Here is a 4142-nt window from a genome sequence, read left to right as displayed (position 1 = left end):
GTCTTGAACTCACAAAGTTGCTCTACCCAGTTGTCACAGTCTCGTGATGATGGCGGAAAGGTCACACCTGTTCCCATCTCGAACACAGAAGTTAAGCTTTCCAGCGCCGATGGTACTTGGACCGCAGGGTCCTGGGAGAATAGGACGTCGCGAGGCAACCGCATCAGGAACAAAAAGACTCGATCCATTGCGGATCGGGTCTTTTTTTATATACGGATTGCTCGTCGTAGATCGATATGGACAACGTGGCATGACATTTGGCATAGAGCGACCTGAAAAGGTCGCTTTTTTTATATTATTAATATGACTTGTGATAGATGAGGTTCCCTATACCGAGCCGTACAATCAAATCAGATAGAGTGAATCGAAGGGGTTGACCAACGATGTTGCAAGTGCAGGATTTGCGAAAGCGGTTCGGGCAACGCGAGGTGGTTCGCGGGGTGTCCTTTGAAGTAGGGGCGGGTGAGTCGTTCGGCCTGCTAGGCCCCAATGGTGCGGGGAAATCGACGATCATCTCGATGATCTGTGGGCTGGTTACAAGCGATCGTGGCGACGTGCGTGTCGGCGGGGAATCGGTGAAACAAAATCCGTTGGTTGTGAAGCAAAAAATCGGTGTCGTGCCACAGGATATCGCCTTGTATCCTACGATGTCGGCGCGGGAGAATCTCCTGTTTTGGGCGCGGATGTATGGGATGAAGGGCGCGGAGGTAAAACGACGGGCTGATGAGGTACTGGAGATCATCGGACTCAGCGATCGTGCCAAAGAACCGATTGGTACTTTTTCTGGCGGCATGAAGCGGCGCACCAACATTGGAGCCGCGCTGATGCACCATCCGCAATTGTTGATCATGGACGAGCCGACCGTCGGGATCGATCCGCAGTCGCGAAATTACATTTTGGAAACGGTGAAGCGGTTGAACGAGGATGGCATGACTGTGCTCTATACTTCGCATTACATGGAAGAAGTGGAGTATCTGTGCAACCGCGTGGCGATCGTCGACCATGGGGAACTGATCGCGCTCGGAACCAAGCAGGAATTGTACAGACGGTTGAACGGCGGTGCGTGTGTACAGGTGTTGGTCGAAGGAATGCAGGTCGAGCAATTGCCGATGATCGAGCAACTGCCCGGCGTGACGAAAGCAGTCCTTGAAGGCGAGATGCTGACCGTGTTTGCCCAGGATGTGCGGCAGGTGCTGGGGGATGTGATGACGAGCGTGTTGGCGTTGGGCGCTCTGGTGAGATCGGTCGATGTTCGGGAACCAAGTTTGGAGACGGTGTTTATGCAGTTGACTGGGCGAACGTTGCGCGATTAGGGGTGTGGATGGTGAAAATTGGGCTGATTGCTTGGAAGGATACATTGATTCGCTTGCGTGACTGGAAAGTGTTGCTGATCATGTTGCTGATGCCGATTCTGCTGTCCATGATCCTGGGCAGTGCATTGGCAGGTCAGACGAATGCGGATGCGATGTCCTTGCCAGATATGACGGTGGCGACCTTCGACGGACACGGTGGAGGGTTCAGCGAGGGACTGTTGGACGGGCTGCTCGGGGGCCCGAAACTAAAAGACAAACTGACACTCGTGAAGATGGCATCGCCTGAGGAAGTCAAATCGGCGGTGGAAGCGCAAAAAGTCGATGTCGGCATCGTGATCGAGAGCAAAAAGATCCGAGTGTTGCGAGACCCTGGTAAACCCACGAGTGGCCAGTTCGTGCAAACGCTGACCGAGTCGTATGTGCTGCGAGTCGGCGCGGTTGCGACATCCACGAAAGTCGTGGTGAAGGAGCGGTCAAATTCGATCCCGGCTAGTCAGGTGGGCGAGGTTGATTTTGCAAAAATGGCCAGCGCAGTGGCGGATCAGTTGAAGCCGGTCGCCATTTCGCCAAATGCGTCTGTGTTGGAAACCCCGATCGGGGAAAAGGCGGTGTCGGCGAAACAATACTACGCAGTAGCGATGACCGCGATGTTTTTGTTATACAACGTGGCGATTGGTGCGAAGTCGATCCTCAATGAACGCGGTACGGAAACGTTGGCGCGGATGATGGTATCGCCGACGAGTAAATCCTCGATCCTGCTTGGGAAATTCGTGGGCACGTTGCTGTACTCGATGATTCAATTTGTGGTGATGGTTTTGGCTACACGGTTTATTTTTGGCGTGGAATGGGGCGGGAATGGGGCGCAAGTGCTGGTGCTCGGGTTGATGTACGCGGTGGCTGTAGCCGGGTTGTCGATGATGATCGCTTCGATGATCTCTTCGGAAAAAGTGGCCGATCTCGTGTCCGGGATCGGCGCACTGATCGCAGCTGTCCTCGGCGGTTCGATCGTGCCTTTGTCTGAGTTCCCGGATCTGATGCAAAAATTGTCGTTGGTGACGCCGAACGCATGGGCGTTAAACGGGTTACTCGACATTATGAGTGGGACAACTTGGCAGGCGTTGTGGTTGCCGATGTTGATGCTTTTGGGTATGGGAACGGTGACGCTCTGTGTCGGGACATGGCGCTTGGCGGCACGGTAGGAGGGGTGCGCGATGGGACGGATGTTGGCTCTCTGTGGATTTGAGGTACAGCGGGTGTTTAAGCAGCCTCGTTCATGGGTTTTGATGTTTTTGTTGCCGATTTTCTTTACGTTTGTGTTCGGAGGGATCACGAGTACGCCTGAGCTCGTCAAAACGAAACTGGTTGTGGTCGATGAGGACGGTACGCTCCTGTCGCAGGCGTTGGTGGAGAAGTTGAATCGAGAAGAGTTGTATGCCGTGAGTCTCGTGCAGTCAGTCAATGAAGCACAGACGTTGGTTCAGGAGAAAAAAGCGGCTGGCAGTGTTGTGGTACCCAAAGGGTATCAGGAGAACTACATCGCGGGGCAGAAAGCAGAGGTCGTTTTTCAGCACGGGCCGGATTTGGCGATTTCGATCGGGATTCGGCAATGGCTGGATGATGCGTTGGCGCAGACGGCTGTGCAGATGAAGGCGACTACGTTGTGGAGCGACCAGATTGGGAGTCTTGCTTGGCAGGAACCGTATGCCCAATTTGTGAGTGCCGCTGGGCAGTATGAAGTCACCGTTGAAGCGGAGGCGATTGCGAAAGGGAAGCAAGGCGAGCAAATGAACAGTTCAGCGCAGCGGGCGGTTGGCTTCGCGATCATGTTCGTGATGATGAGCATGCTCCCTGTGACGGGCGCGATTCTGGAAGCGCGCAAAAGCGGTGTCTGGTATCGGATGATGGCGGTACCTGCGACTCGGCTGCAGATTTTAGGTGGGTATATGCTGTCGTTCTTTGTGACTGGGTGGTTGCAGTTTGCGATCTTGATGGGTTTTTCGTCGGTGCTGTTTGGCGTCGAGTGGGGAAACTGGTTCGCGCAGTTCGTGTTGGTGTCGGCGTTCCTGCTGTGTGTTGTCGGTCTGGGGATGTTGATTGCGGGTTTTGTGCGGTCGACCGAGCAGCAGATGGCGTTTGGTAGTCTGTTGATTTTGTCGACCTGTATGTTGGGCGGGGTGTATTGGCCGCTTGATATTGTGAGTGAGACGATGCGCAAGGCTGCCGACTTTACTCCTCAAAAATGGGCGATCGATGGGTTCACCGAATTGATTGCCAGAGGTGGCGGTCTGGGGGATGTCGTCGGGCCCGTTGCGGTATTGTTGGGATTCGCAGTGGTGTTTTTGGTTGTCGGGGTCAAAAGAGTGCGTTATGAGTAGAAAAAAGGATCATTCTGTCTAGGAGACAGAGTGATCCTTTTGTTTGTTTCGTTTTGTTTCACGGGGTCGGTGGTATCGAGTGGTGGAGGCGTGGTAAGATAACTCTTGTCGCCGCGAGTGATGCGGTGAATGAGAAATTGAAAATCTACCAGTTGACTTGAACTTGATTGGTATGTTATCTTGATTGAGTCGCTTCGGCGGCACGTTTTGATCCTTGAAAACTAAACGAGTGATAGATGAGAATCGATTCGAGCCTTGAATCAAACTTTACTTGAGAGTTTGATCCTGGCTCAGGACGAACGCTGGCGGCGTGCCTAATACATGCAAGTCGAGCGGACTGATGTGGAGCTTGCTCCATTGATGTCAGCGGCGGACGGGTGAGTAACACGTGGGTAACCTGCCTGGCAGACTGGGATAACGCTTGGAAACGAGTGCTAATACCGGATGATCTCTT

At 53.5% G+C, this 4142-nt stretch carries 3 protein-coding genes and 2 rRNA genes; all 5 read left to right on the top strand.

Annotated features, from left to right (window positions below; all coding sequences use genetic code 11):
• The first annotated feature begins 39 nt into the window (after positions 1–39).
• Positions 40–156, top strand: a 5S ribosomal RNA gene (gene rrf, locus C7459_RS22375).
• Positions 157–383: 227 nt separating this feature from the next.
• A complete protein-coding gene (locus tag C7459_RS22370) occupies positions 384–1313 on the top strand; it encodes an ABC transporter ATP-binding protein (protein ID WP_109691451.1) in 930 nt (309 codons plus the stop codon).
• 11 nt (positions 1314–1324) lie between these two features.
• A complete protein-coding gene (locus tag C7459_RS22365; protein WP_170119619.1) occupies positions 1325–2512 on the top strand; it encodes an ABC transporter permease in 1188 nt (395 codons plus the stop codon).
• 12 nt (positions 2513–2524) lie between these two features.
• Positions 2525–3688 carry an ABC transporter permease gene (locus C7459_RS22360; RefSeq protein WP_109691449.1) on the top strand — a complete coding sequence of 388 codons (1164 nt, stop codon included), beginning with the start codon at positions 2525–2527 and terminating at the stop codon, positions 3686–3688.
• A 267-nt stretch (positions 3689–3955) separates the two neighbouring features.
• Positions 3956–4142 (top strand): 16S ribosomal RNA (locus tag C7459_RS22355); the annotation flags it as partial.

Origin of the sequence: Tumebacillus permanentifrigoris, from assembly GCF_003148565.1 — a bacterium.
GTDB lineage: Bacteria > Bacillota > Bacilli > Tumebacillales > Tumebacillaceae > Tumebacillus > Tumebacillus permanentifrigoris.
Note: the sequence above shows the minus strand (reverse complement) of the source record. Positions and strands in the feature narration are given on the sequence as shown.

Excerpts from the sequence above, each read along its gene's own strand:
- C7459_RS22370 (WP_109691451.1), top strand. The coding sequence starts at position 384 with ATGTTGCAAGTGCAGGATTTGCGAAAGCGGTTCGGGCAACGCGAGGTG.
- C7459_RS22360 (WP_109691449.1), top strand. The coding sequence starts at position 2,525 with ATGGGACGGATGTTGGCTCTCTGTGGATTTGAGGTACAGCGGGTGTTT.